Source organism: Epilithonimonas zeae, assembly GCF_023278365.1.
GTDB lineage: Bacteria > Bacteroidota > Bacteroidia > Flavobacteriales > Weeksellaceae > Epilithonimonas > Epilithonimonas zeae_A.
In genome coordinates, this window is sequence record NZ_CP075338.1 from 2,561,811 (window position 1) to 2,584,268 (window position 22,458).

Genomic DNA, 22,458 nt, shown 5'->3' on the forward strand with positions numbered 1-22,458 from the left:
GTTCTCCTCCGTTTATTCAAAAATCGAGGGCAAATTTACAAAGTAATTCTCAAACTTCAAAATCAATTCCTATTAATTGAGTATGAATTTATTCAGGTTTAATGCTCGTATAATTTTCCGGATCTTTATAATAATTAAGCCTTTGCTCCATTGATATTCTGATTTCAGAAATCAACTCATCGATGATTTTTTGCTTGTAAGTTGGCTTATAATAGATCACACTCATTTCTCGATAAGGGAAAGGCTTGATGAATCTTGAAACCTTAGTCTTCTGTTCCGATGACAATTGCTGAACACCCATTTCTGATAAAATCGTAATTCCGCCTACTTTATCAACCATTTGAATTAATGTATTGACATTGGAAGCTAAAAATTCTAAGTTATTAGGCTTCAAAGAATTCTCTTTCAGATGACAGATATTCTCGAATTGTGTTCTCAGGCAGTTTCCTTCTTCCAAAAGCCAGACTTTGTTCACGTCAATATCTTCCGGAACGACGAAACAATCTTTTTTTGTTCCTTCTTCCTGACCCGCAGAATAAAGCATCAACTCTTCATTGAAAAGAAAATCCTGATAAAACTCGTCTGCTGCAGAATAAGGCGTAGAAATAATTCCTGCGTCCAATTCTCCGGATTTCAAAGATTTGATGATACTTTCTGTCGTCATTTCTTTGATATTCAGTTCGATTTGAGGATTCTTTTTAAGAAAACTAAAAATTTCGTTTGGTAAAATATAGCTGGAAACTGTCGGGATGATTCCGAGATTTAATTTTCCTGCAAGAATATTATTCAGGAAATTCGCTTTGTTTTTCAATTCCATTACAGAATCGATTACTTTTTGCGCTTCTTTGATGATTTCACCACCTGCATCTGTCGTCCTGATGGGATGCGTTGTTCTATCAAAAACTTTCACATCAAGCTCATCTTCAAATTTCTGAATCATTGCGCTAAGTGTTGGCTGAGTTATAAAACAAGCTTGCGCAGCTTTACCAAAATGTTTATATTTATCTACTGCAATCAGATATTCTAGTTGTTGTATGTTCACGACTTTTAATTAATTTTATCTATTACAAAGATACTTATTAATTTGTTTCATAAATAAGTTTTTTTATCGAATTTCGCTTTAAAATTAGAAATAAATCAAAATCAGAAAATATGGACAATAAGAAAAAACTCACCAATTCTGTAGGCTCGCCTTACTACGAGCATCAGGATTCACAAACTGTTGGACCAAGAGGTCCGGTACTTTTACAAGATTTTATTCTTCAAGAGAATCTTGCTCATTTCGTAAGAGAAAGAATTCCCGAAAGAATTGTTCACGCCAAAGGTTCTGGTGCTTATGGAGCTTTTACTGTGACTCACGACATTTCTAAATATACGAGGGCAAAATTGTTTTCTAAAGTTGGAAATTCTTGTAAAATGTTTGCTAGATTTTCTACCGTTGGTGGAGAAATGGGAAGTGCTGACACAGAAAGAGACCCAAGAGGTTTTGCTTTGAAATTCTACACTGAAGATGGAAACTGGGATTTGGTTGGAAACAACACACCGGTTTTTTTTATTAAGGACGCCAAAAAATTTCCAGATTTTATCCATACGCAAAAACGTGTTCCAAAAACCAATCTGAAAAGCAAAACAATGGTTTGGGATTTTTGGTCTTTGAATCCAGAATCTCTTCATCAGGTTTTAATTCTGATGTCGGACAGAGGAACGCCTCACGGATACAGACATATGCATGGATTTGGTTCTCACACTTTTTCTATGATTAATGAAAATAATGAAAGAACTTGGGTTAAATTTCATTTTAAAACACAACAAGGCATCAAGAATTTTTCTGATGATGAAGCCACAAAAATGAAAGGCGAAAATCCGGATTTTTCTCAGGAGGATTTGGTAAATGCTATCGAAAAAGGAGATTTTCCAAAATGGACGCTTTACATCCAGACAATGACGGAACAACAAGCGAAAGAATGGCGTTGGAATCCGTTTGATGTAACTAAAGTTTGGTTCCAAGATGAATTCCCGTTACAGGAAGTTGGTGTAATGGAACTGAATGAAGTTCCAAGAAACTACTTCGTTCACGTAGAGCAAGCGGCTTTTGCGCCAAGTCATTTGGTGGATGGAATCAGTTTTTCACCGGATAAAATGTTACAAGGAAGATTGTTTTCTTACGCCGATGCTCACAGATACAGATTAGGCGTAAATTCTCATCAGCTTGAAGTTAACAAATGTCCGTTTGCTGTCAATAATTTCCAAAGAGCCGGCTTTATGGCAGACGATTCTGATTATGGTGACAAACCGAATTATTATCCCAACAGCTTCAGTGATGTAGAGCCAAGCGAATCTCACAAATCTTTTGATTATGATTTAGACAACAATCACGTTGCCAATTACAACAGAAATCAAAATGATGACGACCATTATACACAACCTGGATTATTCTATACAAAAGCTCTGAATCAAGAAGCAAGAACAGCTTTGGTCAATAACATTGTTGGACATATGAGCGGAATCGATGGACCAAAACGAGACGAAATCATAAACCGCCAGCTTTGTCATTTCTTCCGTGCTAATATCGAATTAGGAATGAGAGTCGCACAAGGACTTGGTGTCAATATTGATGCAAATGCGATGAACCATACTAAATAGACTGATATATTCTGGACAAATAAAATATAGTCTTTCATATAAAACCTTTCGAATTTTTCGGAAGGTTTTTTTATTGATTATAAGTGAATTAATAATTATTTTTCTAAATTCGCTTCCCTTTTAATTTATGTATGAAGAAAACTTTATTCTCTTTAGCAATTGCTTTTTTATCAGTTTCATTATCGGCTCAGCAGAAGATTTCTTTTGAAGCTTCGGAAGGTTATAATCTTGGAAGTGTTATTGGTCAAAAAGAATGGACGGTAAAAACGGATAATGTTCCAAACAGCAGTTTCCAGGTCGTTTCTGGAAAAGCTACAGATGGCAATAATTCTGTGGAAGTCACAAGCACGAATGCCTACACAGAAAACATGACTTATCTGTTCAAAAAAATCCCGGAATATAAAAGACTTTCTGTTTCTGCAGACGTGAAATTGGAAAAACTGGACAGTTCAGAATATTATATGCTGTCATTGTACTATAACAATAATGGTAATTATTCTTGGGCTGGTGGATTTAATTTTTTAATCAGTGGAAATTTTTATGCTGATAACGATCTCAATTTTCAAGCGCTCGGAACATGGGTTCCAGGGAAATGGTATAATCTAAAAATCGAAATCGATCACGTCGGCGAAAAAAATATAAAATATTATCTTGACAATCAATTGGTTCACACCTCTCCACTAAGCTCCAAAGTTGTAAGAGCTAATGATTTGAATTTTGAATTCGATAATGATGGAAGCGGTTTTATTGTTGATAATATCATTATAAAAGACATGGATTTTCTTGAGGTTTCTAATGATGTTGTGAAAACAGAAGTTAATGTATTTCCGAATCCGGCTTCAGATTTCATCAATATCAAATCTAATGAAGTCATCAAATCTGTTAAATTGTATAATGCTTCCGGAGCTTTAGTCAAAACAGAAAATAACAATTCATCAAAAATTGATATTTCTGCTCTTCCAAAAGGAAATTACATTATTTCTATCGAAACCGAATCTGGAATCGAAACTAAAAAAATCATCAAAGAGTAAGAGATTAATTATTCAAAATATAGAAGCGGTTGTTATTGATTTAGCAACCGTTTTAATTTCTCAAAGCCGTTTTTTTTCGTTACTTTTGTAACTATGAGTCAAAAGTGGATTTATAAAACCGAGCCTGATGAAGAAATTGTTGATGGACTGATTTCTTCGATTGGTTTTGGAACTTTAGAATCCAAAATCCTGGTGATGCGTGAGATTGATAATTATCAAAAAGCACGTGAATTCTTCAAACCAAACGGAACCGACATCCATAATCCTTTTCTAATGGCTGATATGCAAAAAGCGGTAGAACGCATTGCAACAGCAATAGAAAACGGCGAAAAAATATTAGTTTACGGCGATTATGATGTAGATGGAACAACGGCTGTTGCGCTGATGTATCTTTATCTAAGTAAAATTGTCGATAAAAAATACCTCGATTTTTATATCCCTGACAGAAATGTTGAAGGTTATGGCATTTCCGATGAGGGAATTTATTTCGCAAAAGACAATGGATTTTCTTTGATTATTGCATTAGACTGCGGAATAAAGTCGGTTGATAAAATCGATTTGGCCAATTCTGTGGGTGTAGATTTTATTATTTGTGATCACCATTTACCCGGCGATGAACTTCCGAAAGCAATTGCTGTTCTGGATCCAAAAAGAAAAGACTGCAGATATCCTTATAAAGAACTGAGTGGTTGCGGCGTTGGTTTCAAACTTTGCCAAGGACTGAATACAATTTATAAAATCCCTGAAAGCGAGTTGTTTGAATTGACCGATCTTTTGGCAATCAGCATCGCTTCTGACATTGTTGCAATGACAGGTGAAAACCGGGTTTTGGCAATGCAAGGTTTGAAATTCCTTAGAAAAACAAGAAAATTTGGATTAAGGCTTTTGATTCCTGAAGAGAAATTAGCGCATTTTGAAATCTCGAATATCGTTTTTGATATTGCACCAAAAATCAATGCTGCAGGAAGAATTTCACACGCAAAAGCTTCGGTAGAATTGATGATTTCTGACAACCTGAAACAAGCTCAGCAAATCGTTGATGAGATTATCAACCTGAATGACGAACGTCGTGAGATGGATATCAACATCACACAATCGGCAATGAGTCAAGCTTTGGAATTGCAAAAAACCGAATGCTTCTCAACCATTGTCTACGATCCTAGCTGGAACAAAGGCGTTATTGGCATTGTAGCTTCCCGTTTGATTGAAAATTATTTCAAACCGACTTTGGTTTTTACTGAAGGTAATAATGGCGAATTAGTGGCTTCCGCAAGATCTGTGTCAGATTTTGACATTCACGGAGCGTTGGAACATTGTTCTGATCTATTCATGAAATTTGGTGGACATCAGGCTGCGGCAGGACTTTCTATGGAGAAAGAAAAATTTGAGGAATTCAAAATTCGTTTTGAGAATTATGTGAAAAATAACATTCAGGATCATCAGAAAGAACCGACAATCTATATCGACAGTGTTGTAAATCCTGAAGATTTGAATCGTGAGTTCATCAACTTCCACAGAAAATTAGCACCATTCGGACCTCAGAATATGAAGCCAATTCTGGTTTTGAAAAATGTGAAAGTTAATGGTTATGTAAGATTGATGGGGAAAGAAAGCACGCATTTAAAATTCAATATTTTGCAACCTAACACGGGACGAAATGTAGAATGTGTTGGTTTCCGTTTTGGACAGTTTGCAGACAATTTTAAAACTAAAACTTTCGATTTGGCATTCACCATCGAAGAGAATCATTGGAAAGGCAATGTTTCTCATTTCCTGAACATACGAGATGTAAAATTTCACGACTAAATAATAAAAAATCCCGCCTCTTTTTGAAGCGGGATTTTTATTTTATTCCTTAATAATTTTCTTAATTGAGTCTCCTTTATTGGTTTTTATTTTCAGATAATAAATTCCTTTTGAAGCACTAATATTAACTTTAGATTCTTTTGAAGCCGCACTGTGTATTTGCTTTTGTATAATTCTTCCTGCAGCATCATAGACTTCGACAGCATTAATTTTTTCATCAGAAATAATATTAATCAATCCTTTGGTTGGAATCGGATAAACTTGCACCTCCAAATTTTTAGAATTCTCAACATCCAAAGTCGGTTCTTTCTGAACCATTTTGTTGGCAAATATTAATCCTTCCGAACAGGACACAATAGCGTTCACATCTATGGATTGTCTTACCATATTGTTATTGGAATATAAAAACACCTTGATGTAATACCTGCCCGGAGACAGAGAATAGTTATCAACTTTCGGACTTCTGCTGTTCAACCAACCCTTGAACCCATCATTCATCCATTGTGTTTTTGTAATTTCGGTTTCAGTTTCACTTCCATCAGGATTTACTTTCACAAGGTATGTCCAGTTTCTTACGAATGATAATGATCTTAAATTAAGTTTAGCATCGGTTGCATTATCCGGAATTGTAAACTCTCTGCTTTTGTAAGTATAATAACCTTCCAAATTGTTAAGCGTAATCCATTGGCTGCTTCTTCCGTTTCCTATATCTGCGTAGCTCCAGCCTGTATAAGTGTGTCTTACTTTCGGAGTGATTTCAACACCATTGATATCATAACCTTTCCAGTCATCTTCATCTGCATCAATTTCTATGAAGTTATTTTCAGAATTTTTACCGGTTGACAAATCTGCGACATTTCCTCCAACGCTGAAAGTAATTGTCCGTGAAGAAGACGCTCCATTGGAGTCAAAAACGGTCAATTTCGCTGTGTAATTTCCTGGCGTGTTATAAGTAACCACGGGTTTCACATCTGTACTTGAACTGATTGATGGGTTTCCTAAAAACTCCCATTGATAACCTGTAATATTACCTGTACTAAGGCTTGCATCAAAATTAATTGGATAATTATTTTGACTGAAATTGGATGCCGAATAATTGATTTTAGCAGCAAGAACATCACTTGCATTATAGATAGTGGTTACATAATCGTTGGTTTCAATCGGGAAATTATAATCAAAATAGATTTCTGCTACATTATTAACCGTATCACCTTCGACAAGATCGGACTTCGATTTCATCTTTAACAAGACATTTCCGTGGCCTCCACTTTGCAATTTTATTTTTTTGAATGCAAATTCTACCTGGTTTCCAACGATTTTGGTATCAACACTTGCTGAGGCATTTTGTAATTGTAATGTATTAATATCAAATTCATTTGGATCTACTTCCATTTTCACTACAATATTTTCCGCCTCTGCATTTCCTGTATTTTCAAAATTGATGACATAATGCAGGTACTTACCCACTGTTGACACAGGAACTGTTTCTCCTTCCAAACAAACAATATCATTGGGATCAAAAGAGTTAACAACAGTATGATTGAAACCAAAAAGGTTATCTTCTGGAGTAATGTCTGCATTGGTAGGCGTAATCTGTGCATTAAAAGCCAGTACATCTCCCATATTCACAGGATTAGTTGAATCTGTTGGTGTATTGATTTTGAATGTAATTTCCGAAGCGGTGTTAGCAAATGGTTTCAGGTCGGTATAATTAAATTCAATCGATCCATTGCTTAATATAGAATAGGGTAAAGAACTGCTCTGGAAAGTCATCTTATTGGAATCGTAATTCATTATCACTTTTCCAGATAAAGTCGTGTTTCCTTTGTTTCTCCACACCAAATTATAAACAGCATCGAACCCTGGTCTTGCACTGGTCAGCGGTGCAATTACTACTTCTGCATCATTTTGACTTCCGTTAGCTGTTACACAAATATCCTGCGTGAAGACATTATTGTTAGCATTTGCGAAAGTGGTAGAAAAATTAGCTGGAGAAACGGTAAACAGAGTTGGATTTTCTGCAAGCGCAACTATATTAAAATTACCTGCTTTTGTATAAAACTCATATTTCCCATCATTTTGGACAAAAGTTTCTCCAGAATTAGTTCCATCATCAATTTTCAATTTTAGATATTCGAATGGGTTATCTGTAGAATCACAACCGTTGTTATCAGTATCAATTTTTGCTGTTCCTGTGATGGTGTTGAAGTTTCCGCCTGGTGTGAATGAGCAGTAAGTGTTGATAGAAACAACATCATCTGAAATCTGATTTTTCACATCATTAATTTGAAACTCATCAACACAAATGTATTTTAAGTTAGGTGCAAAAGTATTGTTATCAAAGAGACTTTCATTAGCTCCATTTTTTGCAAGAATAGTTGTTAATGCATTTCCATTCTGTGGATTGGAAGCAGAATAACTCACTCCACACGCAACATATTTTAAATTAGGGTTCTTATTTACATCTAATACGCTAATAGAAGTATTATAACAACCCAGATACTCAAGTTTTGTATTTTGGGAAAAATCCAATGATTTTATTAAACCATTTCCAGAACAACTTAATTCTGTAAGGTTTATATTTTTACTGATATCTAAATCTGTTAAGTTAACATTAAAATCACATCGCAAGGTTTTGAGATTAACATTTTTACTTAAATCCAATGTTGAAAACAAACCATAAATATTCAGAAAAGTAAGATTTATATTCTTTGTTAAATCTATAGATGTCAAATAATTGCTGCCAAAATCCAAATGTGTAAGTTTGACATTTTTACTTAAATCTATCGTTGGAATTTTTTCGACTAAGCTTAAATATTCAAGATCTAAATTTTGAGTTAAGTCAAGTGCTGTCAAAGATAGACTTCTTAGCTCAAGATGTTTAAGTTTCACATTTTTGCTTAGATCTAATGATGTTAAAGTTGTATTAGGACTTGTTCCATTTATGGCATTACTAACATCAAGATATTCGAGATTAGTAAAATATTTTATTTCATCCATTGAAGAGATGCCAGAATTGGATATATAGATTTGTTTTAATTGAAGAGCTTCACAAACATCAATCTCACCATCATGATTCGAATCTATTTTAAATCGATTTCCATTCAGATCTAAAGAAGCATATGGTGATGTAAGTAATACATTTTTAAAATATGCGTCGGCAAAAGTTATTATTTCACAATTAGGACAATCTGAAGAAACTATAACGCTTGATTTTCCTTCACTTGCCAATTGGTTTTTGATCTCCGTAATCTGATTATCATCAACACAAATATTATTAAAATTTGTGTTATAAAAAGGTGTTTTCCCTTCCAAAGAGATGATAGATTCATGTCCATTATTTTTACAACTAATGGTTGTAATAGGATTATTAAACAAAGCCATCTTTGATAGTTGAGATAACACACTTATATTTAATCCTGTTAGTTTATTATTTTGTATGTATAGTTCTTCAATTTTAGAAGTGGGAGAAAAATAGATACTTTCAATTACATTGCTACTGCAATCCAGCACTTTTAGATTTGGTACTCCTGTTACCGTATTAATAGAACTTAGCTTGTTCTTTGAAACATAAAGGTTTTCTAGAGTAGCTATTCCTGTAAATGGTAAGCTAATAAAATTACAGTTGTTTGCACTTAGTGTTACCAACTTTGTTTTATTCATTCCCAAAATTCCGTTAGAATCATTTCTAATTTTGGTTAAATTATCCATTTTCAAATAGCTAAGATTTACATTTTGAGTAAATTCTAATTTAACCAGATTCGGATTATTTGAAATATCCAAATATTTCAAATTACTAAGTTTTGTTAAAAAATTCTCATACGAAATTGAATTATTAGAGACATTCAAGTATTCTAAAGGCAAAGTGTTCGGACTATAATTGGAGATTTCGGACAATTTATTATTATTTAGATCGAGATGCTTCAGCTTAGGATACAAGTCCAGTCTAATCTTCTGAATAGTACCTTCCGTTAACACCAATGATGTCAAATTCGAAAAATAATATAACTCATCAAAAGCGTCTAAATTTGAATTATTAATTTTGATTTCGCTTATGTTTGCTGCTTCTGAGTATTCGACTTCACCATTATTATTGATATCTATTTTGGTATAATTACCATTTAGATCTTTTGCTATTTCATTAGTGCTATCAGCAGACAAAAGCTTGGTTTTTAAAATAGAATTATTAAAATTAATGTAATAATTCCCTTCGCATGCAACACTTACATTACAATTGATATAACCATTTGTATTAACAATATTTTGAACCTTATTCTTGTCTGACTCGTTTACGCAAATCATTTTTAAATTTGGACTATTATCAATATTCAAAGTGTTAACAACTGAAAAACTTTTCAAATTGATTGACTCTAATTTAGAATTATTTGACAGATTCAATACATATGGTATCCCTCCAGAAAAATCTAATGTTGTAAACAAATTGTTACTCAAATTTATTCCATCAGCAAAGCCTCTATAATTAAAACTTGTCAATAGATTGTTTTGACAAGATAATATATCCAGATACTTAGGATAATTCATACTAGTTAACTTATTATTATCGCAATAAACTGATAGCTGTTCGAATCCTGAAAGATCAAGGCTTGTAAGATCATTATTATTACAATTAATATAATTCAGATTTACAAAATAATCTAATCCATCGAGTTGGGTAATATTAGAAGATGAAACATCTAGCCCACTTATCATTTGTGCCTCTAAACTATCAATTTCTCCATCTCCATTAGCGTCTATTGAGATATAGCTTCCGCTGAGGTCTTTTGCAATGGTATTACTTGGGGAAGATGATAGAAGGACTGCTTTAAAATTAGCATCAGGAAAATTGATATTTTGTGACTTGGCTCCCCAAGAAAAGAGAGCCAACATCACTAGGAGTAATTTTGTTTTCATCATTTGTGTTTTCAGAGTTTAAAATTAATTTTTATCGTTGTGTTTTGTTTGTTACATTTAGAATTCGGAAGGTTTGAGTTAGAATTTATAATCTTCCAATCACTTCCTGTAATCTTTCTTTTTTTCTTTGAGAAACAGGAACTTGTACATTATCCGACATGATGACAAATCCGCCATCTTTTTTGATATAGGACTTCAGTTCATTTAGATTAATGAGATGGGATTGATGTATTCTTTCAAAACCTTGATCAGATAACAATTCTTCATATTCTTTTAATGTTTTGGAAATCAGTACTGTCTTGTGATTTTTAAAATGAAATTTGGTATAATTATCAACAGACTCACAGCGGATAATATCCTTAATCTCAAAAAGATGAATTCCATCCGACGTTGACAAAGCAATTTTTTTGAAACTATCTGCTTTCTTCGAGATATTTTCCAACAGAAGTTCTATCGTTTTATTTTCAGAACTATTATCTGTGATATTTTTAATTTTCCGAATGACGCTTTGCAACTCTTCCGGATCAATCGGTTTCAGAAGAAAATCTAAAGCGCTGAACCGAAATGCTTTTATAGCAAACTTCTCGTGCGCTGTTACAAAAACAATATGAGAAGAGATTTTTCCATACTTTTTGTTGAGCTGTTCCAGAATATCAAAGCCAGAACCATCGTTCATCATAATATCCAGAAAAACAATTTTCGGATTATGTTCCTCGATTAGTTTAGTTCCGGTTTTCACACTGTTTGCTTCACCTAAAATATTGATTTCAGGAGCATACAGCGCCAGCATTGCTCTCATCCCATTACGGAGATTATGATCATCGTCTATTAAAACAGCTGTTATCATTTTTCTATAAATTCTAATGGTAATTTTATCAAAACCTGAGTTCCCAAAATCTTCTCGTTATCTCTTAGTTCTGTGATACTCAGTTCTATTTTTTTATTTTCCAATTGTTCCAGAGTTTCCAATCGTTTTTTAGAAATTTCCATTGCCATAGACTTATGTGCGTTAACAAATGTTTCTTTATTTTTCTTCGATTGTTCTATCCCGACACCATTATCCGTAATAACACAAATTAACTGATCCGCGATTTGACGAAAAATAATATTAATAAAGCCTTTTTCTTCTATCGGAACCACACCATGGATAATTGCATTTTCTACATAAGGCTGCAGAAGCAAAGAAGGAATCGCTGTATCATCTTCAATATTGGATTCTTTGGAAATATTAAAATCGAATTTATTATTAAACCGCAATTGCTCCAGTTCTAGATAATTTTGAAGTGCTTCGATTTCTTTATCTAAGGTAATACTAGATTCTTTTGAAAATTCCAACGTCAGTCTCATCAATTTGGAAAACTTCGCCAGATAACGGATCGCTTCATCTTTTCCGTTTTGGACTACGAATGCCGAAATCGCCGCCAGACAATTAAAAACAAAATGAGGATTCATCTGTAGATGTAAAGCTTTATGCTCAAATTCGGTAAGTTGTTTTTGTAGAAGCAAAGTCTTTTGCTTTTCTTTATTCCTGTAAAAAAGAAACAATCCGAGTAAAAGTAACCCGATTATTAAAACAGTAAAAAGCCATTTCAGCCTTTCCCGGCTTGCATTTTCTCTTTTTTCCAACTGCTGTTTTTCATATTGAAAATTGAGTTCCGTTTTTAGACGTTGTTGCTCATTTTTAACAGCGTCAAATTTTTCCTTTTCGATATCATAATTCTTAAGATGATACAGAGCCAACTTCTGATCTTCTTTTTGATCATAGATTTGAGAAAGTAATTTTTCGGCGTTCATTCGGGCTTCTGTCAAGTTCAGTTCTTTAGCAAGTTCAAGGCTTTTGTTCGAAAACTGAAGGGATTTTTCAAGATCATTTTCACCCAAATAAATCCTAGCCAAAAACATATAAGTATCAGATAACCCAAACTTATCGTCAACCGATAAAAATACTTCTTCCGCTTTTTGAAGACTATTTTTGGCTGCTTGTTTCTGATTTTTACGAATATAATATTGAGAATAACTGTTATAAAGTTCTCCTAAGCCTCGTGGATTTTCATTTTCCAGATAAGATTCTAGACTCTCGTCAAAATACTTTTTCGCCTGATCCAACTTATTCTGAAACAAGTAAATCAATCCAATATTAGATGCACTTGCAGCAAAAGTTTCTGGGTTAATTTTCTTCGAAGTCTGGTTGGCTTTAAGAAAATATTCAAGTGCTTTTTCCTTATCATCAATGGATTTATAAATCACTCCAATATTGTTATAAAGCTTTGAAGTCTGAAGATTATTTTTAGTTTCTTCATAAATTTTCAAAGCCTGGAAATCATTTTCCAAAGCCGCAGCATAATTGTTCTGTTGAGAATAAACAACGCCTTTGCTTCCCAGAGTTTTGGCTAATGTTTCTCTGATTTCTTTTTTCTCAGAATTGATTTTTAAAAGAATTTTTTCTGATGAATCAAAATTTTGTAGTGCTTTTTCGTAATCGCCATGAATAAAAAATGAAACACCAATATTCTGATAAGCAACCGATTCCTGATAAATATTCTTATTTTTTCTGGAGTTTGTAAGCGCCAACAATGCAAATTTCTGCATTTGCTCAGGATCCGTATGTTTATAAGCATCCGAAATCTGATTTTGTAAAGCCGTAATTTGGTTTGGATTTTTTTCTTTTTTAAGAACCGTCAACAGAGAATCTACCGCAGATTGCGCAGAAATCCAGATGGCAGGAATAAGCATCAGAAAAAGTAGAATTTTTCTCATCAATTATGTTTGTTGCAAAAATAATCATAAATTATTGATTATTAAATAGCCAAATGAGAAAATTAATGATTTGACTTAGAATTCGATTTCAATTATAATTTTCTAAATTTGAAAAGTATAAAAGGATCAATCTATCTTGGAAAAACGTAAAAAAATCGGACTATTTTTTGGGTCATTCAATCCCATTCATATTGGGCACTTGATTCTTGGGAATTATATTTTGGAGAATTCTGATATGGAAGAATTATGGTTTGTGGTGAGTCCGCAAAATCCATTCAAGGATAAAAAATCTTTGCTCAAAGATCACAACCGTTTGGATATGGTTCAGCTGGCCATCAAAAATTATCCAAAAATGCGAGCTTCCAATGTCGAGTTTTCACTACCAGTCCCAAGTTATACGATTGATACACTAACTTACCTGAACGAAAAATATCCGGATTATTCTTTCTCTTTGATAATGGGTGAAGACAATCTTGGAAGCCTTCATAAATGGAAAAACTATGAATTGCTGTTAAAAAATCACCAGATCATTGTTTATCCCAGAATTTCCGGAGAAGAGAAAAAAGACAAGGACTATTTGCAGCACGACAATATTTCGCTCATCAAAGCACCTGTTATAGAACTTTCTGCGACGGAAATCCGAAACATGATTAGGGAAGGTAAAAATCCCCGTCCAATGTTGCCTCCAGAGGTTTTTGAATATTTGGATGGAAGTAGTTTTTATAAATAAATGAGTTTAATCATCAATCGGTTTTCTTTGTTCTTTATTCTTTTATCTTTGCTTTAATATGAACATTATAGAAAAATATTACGCAAAATATCCCGAAGAAAAACTAATCAAATGGTTTAAGCAAATTTGTCTTGCTGAAGCTGTATCGTGGCTTTTATTATTCTCAGCAATGATTTGGATTCGCATTGAGCCGGAAAATATTTTTGCTATTATTTACATCAGTACTATTGGGAGTATCCACGGACTTTTTTTCACGCTTTATCTTATCTTTCTTCCAGCAACTAGAAAAATATACGATTGGGATGATGAGGATTTTATCTTTGCATTGATGGGTGCTTTTTTCCCTTTTGCTACGATTTGGGTTGATAAAAAATTAGCCCGTAAAAACCGGGTTGAGTAACGAATAGCAACTAAAAATAATCTAAAATTCATTCACCACAAAAGTCACAAAAGGAATGAATTAAATTTAAACTCACATTCATATAGAGAGCAAATAAGGAAATGTCTAATAAAACCAATGTGTACTTTTCCATGAGCAGAAAGATGAAAATCTTATGTGACTTTTGTGGTTAAGAAACTAAATCATAATAATTTTAAAATATGAAAATCACGTTCTTCTCTTCCAAACCCTACGACAAAGAATTTTTTGATAAAGCGAATCAAAAATTCAATTTTGAACTGGATTATTTTGAGACACATCTTGGCCCGCACGTCCTGAATCTCATTGAAAATACCGACGCTGTTTGTGCCTTTGTAAATGACAAACTAGATGCTGAAGTTCTAGAGTTTCTGGCAAAAAAAGGCGTTAAATATATTGCTTTGCGATGCGCCGGTTTCAATAATGTAGATTTGGAAGCTGCTAAACGTCTTGACTTAAGAGTCAGCAGAGTTCCAGCTTATTCTCCGGAAGCAGTTGCAGAACACGCAATGGCAATGATTCTCACTCTTAACAGAAAAACGCATAAAGCTTATAACAGAGTTCGTGAACAGAATTTTGCTTTGAATGGCTTGATGGGTTTCAATCTTTATCAAAAAACAATTGGCGTTATCGGAACTGGCAATATCGGTGCTGCGTTTGCGAAGATTGCAAAAGGTTTTGGAGCAAGAGTTTTAGCTTACGACATTACAGAAAATCAGGAACTTATAGATCTAGGAATTGAATATGTTTCTCAGGAACAATTACTTTCTGAATCTGATATCGTTTCACTTCACTGTCCTTTAATGGATTCTACACGTCATTTAATCAATGCCGATTCAATCAAAAAAATGAAGAAAAATGTAATGCTCATCAACACCAGTCGTGGCGGCTTGATTGATACCAAAACTGTGATTGATGGTTTAAAATCGAAGCACATTGGTTATCTCGGAATTGATGTTTATGAGCAGGAAGAAAAATTATTTTTCCGAGATCTTTCTCATACAATTATTGAGGATGATACTATCCAGCGTTTGATGAGTTTCCCGAATGTTTTGGTTACCGCGCATCAGGCTTTTTTCACGCAGGAAGCACTTGACCAAATTGCAAATTCAACTTTGACAAGTCTTTCACATTTTGAAAAGAATCAGGAATTTGAAAATCCGAATGCCGTTTTGATTTAGAATCTTATCAAAATAATGAAATAAAAACTTAAAAATTCCTGTCCGAACTAGCGGATAACGAAGCCTTTGTAACATTTTACAAGGGCTTTTTTCATTTTTTTTATTTGTTGATGTAACAATTCTTTATCAACAGTTGTCTTAATAATAAATCAGTTTGAAAATTTTACCGCTGATAATCAATTAGTTAAAATTAATTATAAATTTTATTTACTACTTTGTATTGCCTAATACTTAAAATAATATATATCTTTGCAATGTAAATTATTAGAAACTACAAACTACTTTACTAAAACCTAGTATTATGAAAGCCAAAATCCTAATTGCAGTAATTTTTTTCTCAGGAATGATTTCTGCGCAACAGACTCAGAAAAAAACAGAAGAGACAAAAACCATAGAAGAAGTAAAACTTAGCAAAAAAGTTTTCGTGAAAAAGTCTGATAGATTTGTTTACGATGTGGCTTCCTCTCCTATCGCAAAAGGAACTAACTCTTTCAATCTTTTGCAGCAGACACCAATGTTGTCCAGCACAGATGGGAAGACTTTCAAAATAATGGGAAAATCTAATGTTGTTTTTTACATCAATGGTAAAAGAACACTGATGGATGCTGAAGCCATTACAGAAATGCTGAAAAATACACCATCAGAAAATATCCAGAAAATAGAAGTGGTAACTGTTCCGGGAAGTGAGTTCCAGGTTGAAGCGAATGAAGGTGTCATCAATATCGTGATGAAAAAAAATAAAACGAATGGCTACAACGGAACTTTGAAGATGAACAACAGCCAGAGTTTTTATAATAATCCATCTTCGGGAATTGCCTTCAACGCCAGACAAAACAAATGGTCTTTCAACTCCAACTTCAATATGGGAAGTTATAGAGAAAGAGAAAAATATACATTGACCAACGGTGATTCTACTTTTAGCAATGAGTCTTACGGAACAATGGACGATCCAAACAAGAATTACGGCGGAAGCGTTAATATCGATTATGAAATCAATAAAAAGTCCAATCTTGGTTTCAGCTATAATATGCGATACAACAAGAGTTTCGGGTCTGTTTTGGATATGACGAATTTTGAAAACGGAGAACTTTCCAACAAAACTATAAATCAAGAAGATGCGCAGACGAGAAATCATAACTTTAACCTGAATTATGAAGTAAAAACCGATACGCTTGGAAGTAAATTGACTTCAAACGTCTCTTACTTGTGGTTCAACAGAGACAAAGTGAGTTTAGGTGAATCTTTCCCATTGACTTCAGATGGTAGTTACAGCGCTTTCCAACAAGCTGTTCCTCAAATTATTAATAACTACGCAGCGAATATCGATTATATCAAAAAATTCAAGAACGAAAGTACGTTTGCAATAGGGACGAGTTATAATTATACCAACACAGATAGCGATACGAAACAAAATGATTTTGACGGAACTCAATTTGTTACTAATACGAATCTTTCTAATCATTTCATTTACAAAGAAAATATCATTGGTGCTTACGCTACTTTCGAGAGAAAGTTTTCTGACAAATTCTCTGCAAAAGTGGGAACAAGATTCGAAGCTACCTTGAGTACGGGTGATGTTGTAGGAAAATCTGATATTGGTTTTGAAAGAAATTATAACAATCTTTTACCTTACGCCACATTGAATTATGCCATTAATGATAACAACAACATCAGTTACAGCTTTTCCAGCCGGGTGAGAAGACCTGGATTTGGACAACTGAATCCTTCAAGAACTTACTTTACACCAACCAATTATATTCAGAACAATCCTTTTATGCAGGCTTCCAAGAATTATAATCAGGAAATCAACTATATGTACAAGAATGCTTTCTATGCTAATGTGAGTTTCAACTTTGCTGAAAATGCTTATGGACAATTGCCTCTACAAGGAAAAATGATTGACAATGTAACTGGTGAAGAAACTAAATTTTTAAGATATATCAGAACCAATTACGGCAACAACAAACAATTGGGATTGACTTTGGGAATGAACAAAGCTTGGTTTGGCGACATTTGGACTACAAACTATTCTGCCAATTTTGAATATGCAACTTACAAAGGAAGTGTAACGAAAGATCCAACCTCACAACCTATTGAAGGATTCACAGAGATATTACAACCGTATACAATTGATGTAAAAACCTTGAACACTTTCTTCCAAGCGAACAATATGATAAGATTATCAGCAAAAAAAGATTGGTATCTAGGTGTTAATTACTGGCTGATGCCATCAAGAGAAATGGAAATTGGAAAGCTTCATACGCAACAAAGTTTGGATTTGAACATCAAAAAGATAATGGGGAATTTCACATTCTTAGTTGAGTTAAATGATGTTTTCAATCAGAACATTGATGACATCAGAACGATACAAAATAACGGAAGCTACAACACTGTGAGAAGCTTACAATACAGAAGAGAGTTCAACATCAACGTGACCTACAACTTCGGAAATCAAAAATTGAAAAAAGCAAGAGAAGTGAAATCGGCTAACGATGCCATCCGCTCCAGAACTTAATTATAAAATAAACTCAAACACCCAATCAACTCTATAACTCTCAAACCCTAAAACTCTCAAAATGAAAACCAAGACTCTCATTGCTGCCATATTTTTCTCAGGATTGATCTATGCTCAGGAAACACCTAAAAAAGATTCTGCTGAAACAAAAAGTATAGAAGCTGTTACCTTAACCAAACAAGTTTTCAAGAAACAAAGCGATAGATTTGTTTATGATGTAGCTGCTTCACCTGTCGCAAAAGGTAATACAGCATTCAGTTTGTTGAAGCAAACACCATTGGTTTCTTCGACTGATGACAAAACTTTGAAAATCATCGGAAAAAATAACGCTGTCATCTATATCAACGGTAGAAAAACCAATATGGATGCGGAATCTCTGACTCAGTTTTTGAAAAATACGCCGGCAGAAAATATTCAGAAAATCGAAGTGATTACGCTTCCAGGAAGTGAATATCAGGTAGAATCTTCTGACGGAATTATCAATATTGTTCTAAAGAAAAAAATGACCGATGGACTGAATGGCAATATGAGAATGGGAAATTCACAAAATTATTATAACTCCACTTATGCTGGCGTTTCGCTAAACTACAGAAAAGATAAACTGGGCATTAGCACGAATATCAACACCAGCGAAAACATCCAGGAACAATATTATATCCTGAGAAACGGCAGCAGCACAACCAGCAATCAATCTGAAGGACGCGTGACTGACCCAAATAAAAACCTTGGAGGTTATTTGAACATCGATTATCAGCTGAATGATAACAGCAACCTCGCTTTGACCTGGAATTCCTGGGCGAACAGAAGCTATGGTTCCGGGTCCAATCTTTTTAATACGATTGTTGCTCCCAATGAAGACGGCGATACTGAAACAAGATACAGCCTTACTAAAAATGTTGAAAATTCGCGCTCATATAATAATTCACTCAACCTGAATTATGAATGGAAAACAGACTCACTCGGAAGCAAGCTCAACCTGAATGCGGCCTATCTCAATTACAAAAGATTCCAAAATGCGGATAACAGAACTTACACGACAGATTTGACGAGAGAGCTCTTCAATCCTTCGACTATCATTACACAAAGTACGCCTCAGATTATTAATAATTTTTCATCTACAGTTGATTATATCAAGAAATTTAAGACTGATTTCACGGTAGCAGTCGGAGGAAACTTTAATAAAACAAAAACCGATAACGATACAAAAAATGATACTTATTACTATGACAAAGACGGAAATCTGGTAGACCAATATGGAAAACCAATCAGCGGTCCTATCTCTACGCCCAACCATTTTATCTACGATGAGAATATCTATGGATTCTATGTGACGTTGGAAAAGAAATTTTCTGATAAGTTCTCAGGGAAAATCGGTTCGAGATATGAATTGACGAACAGTGTCGGAAAATCAGATAATTCGGATTTCAGCAACATAGAAAGAGATTATAATAATCTGTTGCCTTATGTGAGCTTGAACTATGCGATTAACGACAAGAACAATATTTCTTATGCTTTTTCCAGCAGAATGAGAAGACCAAGCTTCTGGGAACTGAATCCTGTGAAGAATTATCTAACCAATGTGAACTACACGCAGAACAATCCTTTTGTTAAAGCCTCTTCTGTTTATACGAATGAATTCACGTATATGTTCAAGAATTCTTATTTCCTGATTATCAATCATTCATTGACGAAAAATGTGATTACACAGGTTCCTTTGCAGAGAGACAAAGTAAGATTGGATGCTAATAATCAGCCGGTTTTGGATGCTAACGGGAATCAAATCACAGACAGAGAATTGCGATACATCAGAACCAATTTCGGTGACAAGCAAGAGATGTCTGCAATGATTGGAATGCAAAAATCATTTTTCAAACAATATCTGACCTCCAATTTCAACATCGGGATGCAAAGAAATGTAAACAACGGCTTCCTGAATACAGACCCGATTACCGGTGACGTTTTCCCGGATTATGTCAACAAAATCAAATCTAACAGCTTATTGATTCAAACCAATAACACTGTGAGATTGGACAAAAACAAAACCTGGTTCTTAGGCGTCAACTATTGGTACGTGGACAACCAGCAAATCGAATTGGGAAGGTTAAAATCACTGATGAGTCTGGACGCCAACATCAAAAAAGTCTGGAACGACTGGACTTTTGCTCTGGAAATCTATGACATTCTGAAAACCAATAAAGTCGTGATTACAGATTATCAGGACAATGGCAACTTTAATTACATTAATCAGAATCAATATAACCAAGGTTTGAACTTCAGCGTTACATATAATTTCGGGAACAAGAAAGTTCAGAAAATAAGAGATATCAGCAGCGCAGATAAGGACATTAAAAACCGCACCAGATAACTACATTATATATCAAGTTAAATTTTTCAAAAAGAAAATCCCGTCGAGTTTCATTACAAGACGGGATTTTTGATTTTATTTCTTTGGCAAGAAAACCTCAGCCAACATACATCTTGCGCTTCCACCACCGTTGGTTTCTATCACTTCCAAATCGGAGTAAATAATTTCGCAATATTTTTCGATGGCAGAAACTTGTTCTGGCTTCAAAGATTTGTAAGCACTTTGACTCATTACCAGGAATTTTTCTCCAGAATTATTCTGAACCTGAAGCATATTTCCTGCAAAGTTTTGCATTTGGTCTTCGGAGATTTCTATTAATTCTTTTCCTGAGCTTTTGATGGTTTCAACGACTTTTTCTCTTTCCAAACCGTCATCAATGCAATCTAGGCAAATCACTACAAATTTATCCGCAATGCACATCATTACATTGGTATGATAAATCGGAAGCCTTTCTTCGCCAGCCGTCTGATAAGAATGAAAGACCACGGGTTGAAAACCAAACTCACTACAGAATTTTCTGAATAAATCCTCATCCAATCTTAAAGAAACAGAACCGTAAGCAATCTTATTATCGTGATCGAAAATCATACTTCCCGTTCCTTCCAGGAATTTGTTGTCTTTTTCGGTTTCAGAATAATCGATGATTTCCTTTACCTCAAATTGTTCTTTGATTTGATTGATGATATCCTCACGTCTTTCCAAACGTCTGTTTTCAGCAAACATTGGGTATAGAACCACTTTTCCATCACTATGAAAACTTACCCAATTATTGGGAAAAATTGAATCTGGTGTCTTTGGGTCAAGCGTATCTTTTATCGTAATGACATTGATGCCTTTTGCTCTCAGTTTCTCAACAAAAGAATTGAACTCCATCAAGGCTTCATCCTGAACATTTCCTTCCTGCTGAACCTGAAAATAATTATTAACCGCCGTCTGCTCGTTGAATCCGAAAGCGACTGGTTCTATCATCAAAACTGTATCTGTAGTCTGCATTGTATTAATTTAAAAATCAAGATAAAATTTTACTCTCTTACTAAAGGTAAAGTCGAACATCTTAAAAGACCTCCCATTTTAGAAATTTCGCGGTAAGGAATTTCCTCAACTGTAATTCCCCATTCGTTTCGGAAATGGTCATTCATTCTCGTGAAAGCTTTGTCCGAAACAACTACATCTGGTGCAATTGAGAAAACATTCGGGAACATTTGGAACATCTCTTCATCATTGATATTGAAACAATTTTCTTCGCCAAAAATATCTATCACCAATTGATAGTCATCCTCATCCACAAATCCATTTTTATAAATTACACATTTGTCCTCGCCAATCGGGTTGAACGTACAATCCAAATGTAAAATTCCTTCGTAAGGTTTGGTATCATTTTTCTTCAGATCTAGGTCGATAATTCTCTTTTTGGGGAAATATTCTTTCAGGATTTCGATAGCATATTCGTTGGTTCTAGCGGTTTTAAGATTCCGGTAATCTGGACTATAACTTGTTCCAACAAAAAGAAACTCATCCCAAACAATGACGTCGCCCCCTTCGATATGCGCTTTTTCCGGAAGATTAATCACATTTCTCCAAGAAACCTTGTCGATAATATGCCTGTAAGCTTCCTGTTCGTCGGCTCTGTCAGGAATAATATTAGAAATTATCATTTTATCCTCAATTACAAAAGCTACATCGCGGGCAAAAACCTGATTGTAGTCTTTGATAATTTTTGGACGAAAAACCTCAACATCATATTTCTTCAACACTTTTTCGAACTCTGTCATTTCGAAAACAATATCTTCTTCTGTTGGGTAGATATTATTCTCGATTGTGTTGTACGATTTTGCATCATAACTCTCTGCAAGTGTAGGAACTGGTCCGTTAGATTTTGGTTGTCCTAGAACTACAGATTTCAGCCTTCCTGTTTCGTTTTTGATATTAAGATTCATAAATTCTGAGAATTGAGCAAATATAAATAAAGCTTGGCAATAAAGGATAAATTAGGAATAATATCTGTTGATATAATTAATGCCTCAACTTTTGAAGTTTCAATCTTGATTGTTACAAAAAAATAATCCCCAAAACTTACATTCCGGGGATTATTAATTTTCAT

At 34.1% G+C, this 22,458-nt stretch carries 14 protein-coding genes; 8 read left to right on the top strand and 6 right to left on the bottom strand.

Features of this window, described 5'->3' with window-relative positions:
- Nucleotides 1-88: 88 nt before the first annotated feature.
- On the bottom strand, nucleotides 89-1,042 hold the full coding sequence (locus KI430_RS11530; RefSeq protein WP_248874931.1) for a hydrogen peroxide-inducible genes activator: 954 nt from the start codon (nucleotides 1,040-1,042) through the stop codon (nucleotides 89-91).
- A 110-nt stretch (nucleotides 1,043-1,152) separates the two neighbouring features.
- Between KI430_RS11530 and KI430_RS11535 the strand changes: the two genes are divergently transcribed.
- From KI430_RS11535 to recJ, 3 genes are all read left to right on the top strand, one after another.
- Nucleotides 1,153-2,643 carry a catalase gene (locus KI430_RS11535; RefSeq protein ID WP_248874933.1) on the top strand — a complete coding sequence of 497 codons (1,491 nt, stop codon included), beginning with the start codon at nucleotides 1,153-1,155 and terminating at the stop codon, nucleotides 2,641-2,643.
- Nucleotides 2,644-2,774: 131 nt separating this feature from the next.
- Nucleotides 2,775-3,674 carry a T9SS type A sorting domain-containing protein gene (locus KI430_RS11540; protein WP_248874935.1) on the top strand — a complete coding sequence of 300 codons (900 nt, stop codon included), beginning with the start codon at nucleotides 2,775-2,777 and terminating at the stop codon, nucleotides 3,672-3,674.
- Nucleotides 3,675-3,767: 93 nt separating this feature from the next.
- Nucleotides 3,768-5,480 (top strand): single-stranded-DNA-specific exonuclease RecJ, encoded by a 1,713-nt coding sequence (gene recJ / locus KI430_RS11545; protein ID WP_248874937.1) that lies wholly within the window; start codon nucleotides 3,768-3,770, stop codon nucleotides 5,478-5,480.
- 42 nt (nucleotides 5,481-5,522) lie between these two features.
- Here recJ and KI430_RS11550 read toward each other — a convergent pair whose 3' ends face one another.
- The 3 genes from KI430_RS11550 to KI430_RS11560 form a co-directional block, all read right to left on the bottom strand.
- Nucleotides 5,523-10,391, bottom strand: a complete 4,869-nt coding sequence (locus KI430_RS11550; RefSeq protein WP_248874939.1) for a T9SS type A sorting domain-containing protein — start codon at nucleotides 10,389-10,391, stop codon at nucleotides 5,523-5,525.
- 85 nt (nucleotides 10,392-10,476) lie between these two features.
- On the bottom strand, nucleotides 10,477-11,238 hold the full coding sequence (locus KI430_RS11555) for a LytR/AlgR family response regulator transcription factor (RefSeq protein WP_248874941.1): 762 nt from the start codon (nucleotides 11,236-11,238) through the stop codon (nucleotides 10,477-10,479).
- The gene (locus KI430_RS11560) at nucleotides 11,235-13,148 is read right to left on the bottom strand and encodes a tetratricopeptide repeat protein (RefSeq protein WP_248874943.1); all 1,914 of its coding nucleotides are present in this window, start codon (nucleotides 13,146-13,148) and stop codon (nucleotides 11,235-11,237) included. Before KI430_RS11560 ends, KI430_RS11555 begins: the two co-directional genes overlap by 4 nt.
- A gap of 136 nt (nucleotides 13,149-13,284) precedes the next feature.
- Here KI430_RS11560 and nadD point away from each other — a divergent pair, with 136 nt between their 5' ends.
- From nadD to KI430_RS11585, 5 genes are all read left to right on the top strand, one after another.
- Nucleotides 13,285-13,878: a nicotinate (nicotinamide) nucleotide adenylyltransferase gene (gene nadD, locus KI430_RS11565; protein ID WP_248874945.1), complete on the top strand. Its 594-nt coding sequence runs from the start codon at nucleotides 13,285-13,287 to the stop codon at nucleotides 13,876-13,878.
- A 58-nt stretch (nucleotides 13,879-13,936) separates the two neighbouring features.
- Nucleotides 13,937-14,278, top strand: a complete 342-nt coding sequence (locus KI430_RS11570) for a DUF3817 domain-containing protein (protein WP_248874947.1) — start codon at nucleotides 13,937-13,939, stop codon at nucleotides 14,276-14,278.
- 200 nt (nucleotides 14,279-14,478) lie between these two features.
- Nucleotides 14,479-15,477 (top strand): 2-hydroxyacid dehydrogenase, encoded by a 999-nt coding sequence (locus KI430_RS11575; protein ID WP_248874949.1) that lies wholly within the window; start codon nucleotides 14,479-14,481, stop codon nucleotides 15,475-15,477.
- A gap of 301 nt (nucleotides 15,478-15,778) precedes the next feature.
- Nucleotides 15,779-17,992, top strand: a complete 2,214-nt coding sequence (locus KI430_RS11580) for a TonB-dependent receptor domain-containing protein (protein WP_248874951.1) — start codon at nucleotides 15,779-15,781, stop codon at nucleotides 17,990-17,992.
- Nucleotides 17,993-18,053: 61 nt separating this feature from the next.
- Nucleotides 18,054-20,357: a TonB-dependent receptor domain-containing protein gene (locus tag KI430_RS11585; RefSeq protein ID WP_248874953.1), complete on the top strand. Its 2,304-nt coding sequence runs from the start codon at nucleotides 18,054-18,056 to the stop codon at nucleotides 20,355-20,357.
- Between the two features lie 75 nt (nucleotides 20,358-20,432).
- Here the strand turns inward: KI430_RS11585 and ctlX are convergent, their stop codons facing one another.
- Both ctlX and KI430_RS11595 read right to left on the bottom strand, forming a co-directional pair.
- A complete protein-coding gene (ctlX, locus tag KI430_RS11590) occupies nucleotides 20,433-21,350 on the bottom strand; it encodes a citrulline utilization hydrolase CtlX (RefSeq protein WP_248874955.1) in 918 nt (305 codons plus the stop codon).
- Nucleotides 21,351-21,379: 29 nt separating this feature from the next.
- Nucleotides 21,380-22,294, bottom strand: a complete 915-nt coding sequence (locus tag KI430_RS11595) for a dimethylarginine dimethylaminohydrolase family protein (RefSeq protein ID WP_248874958.1) — start codon at nucleotides 22,292-22,294, stop codon at nucleotides 21,380-21,382.
- Between the last annotated feature and the right edge of the window lie 164 nt (nucleotides 22,295-22,458).